This window comes from Acinetobacter sp. 226-1 (assembly GCF_030329325.1).
GTDB classification, from domain to species: domain Bacteria; phylum Pseudomonadota; class Gammaproteobacteria; order Pseudomonadales; family Moraxellaceae; genus Acinetobacter; species Acinetobacter sichuanensis.
Genome location: NZ_JACANU010000056.1, coordinates 1 through 1,129, shown reverse-complemented (window position 1 = coordinate 1,129; position 1,129 = coordinate 1). Strand labels below are relative to the sequence as shown.

Sequence of the window (1,129 nt, the reverse complement as noted above, 5' to 3'; positions counted from 1 at the left end):
ATTATTATAGAAGCCCCCATGAATAAATCGCTCATCATTTTCGGCATCGTCAACATAACCTCGGACAGTTTCTCCGATGGAGGCCGGTATCTGGCGCCAGACGCAGCCATTGCGCAGGCGCGTAAGCTGATGGCCGAGGGGGCAGATGTGATCGACCTCGGTCCGGCATCCAGCAATCCCGACGCCGCGCCTGTTTCGTCCGACACAGAAATCGCGCGTATCGCGCCGGTGCTGGACGCGCTCAAGGCAGATGGCATTCCCGTCTCGCTCGACAGTTATCAACCCGCGACGCAAGCCTATGCCTTGTCGCGTGGTGTGGCCTATCTCAATGATATTCGCGGTTTTCCAGACGCTGCGTTCTATCCGCAATTGGCGAAATCATCTGCCAAACTCGTCGTTATGCATTCGGTGCAAGACGGGCAGGCAGATCGGCGCGAGGCACCCGCTGGCGACATCATGGATCACATTGCGGCGTTCTTTGACGCGCGCATCGCGGCGCTGACGGGTGCCGGTATCAAACGCAACCGCCTTGTCCTTGATCCCGGCATGGGGTTTTTTCTGGGGGCTGCTCCCGAAACCTCGCTCTCGGTGCTGGCGCGGTTCGATGAATTGCGGCTGCGCTTCGATTTGCCGGTGCTTCTGTCTGTTTCGCGCAAATCCTTTCTGCGCGCGCTCACAGGCCGTGGTCCGGGGGATGTCGGGGCCGCGACACTCGCTGCAGAGCTTGCCGCCGCCGCAGGTGGAGCTGACTTCATCCGCACACACGAGCCGCGCCCCTTGCGCGACGGGCTGGCGGTATTGGCGGCGCTGAAAGAAACCGCAAGAATTCGTTAACTGCACATTCGGGATATTTCTCTATATTCGCGGTTCAGCAGGCATGTCCCCTTTGAGGGCGACCCGACGACAGGATAATCGACCTTATGGTGCGCAAATATTTCGGCACAGACGGTATTCGTGGCAAAGCCAACGAAGGCGCGATGACGGCGGAAACCGCCTTGCGCGTCGGCATGGCGGCTGGCCGTGTCTTTCGTCGCGGTGACCACCGCCATCGTGTCGTGATCGGCAAGGATACGCGCCTGTCGGGCTATATGCTTGAACCCGCGCTCACAGCCGGTTTCACCTCGATGGG

The 1,129-nt window shown here is 60.0% G+C and carries 1 protein-coding gene and 1 pseudogene; both read left to right on the top strand.

Annotated elements, in window-relative coordinates; genetic code table 11:
* Positions 1-18: 18 nt before the first annotated feature.
* Positions 19-834: a sulfonamide-resistant dihydropteroate synthase Sul2 gene (gene sul2 / locus HX124_RS18065; RefSeq protein ID WP_001043260.1), complete on the top strand. Its 816-nt coding sequence runs from the start codon at positions 19-21 to the stop codon at positions 832-834.
* Between the two features lie 86 nt (positions 835-920).
* A pseudogene (gene glmM, locus HX124_RS18060) lies at positions 921-1,129 on the top strand (phosphoglucosamine mutase); the annotation flags it as partial.

Excerpts from the sequence above, each read along its gene's own strand:
- sul2 (WP_001043260.1), top strand. The coding sequence starts at position 19 with ATGAATAAATCGCTCATCATTTTCGGCATCGTCAACATAACCTCGGAC.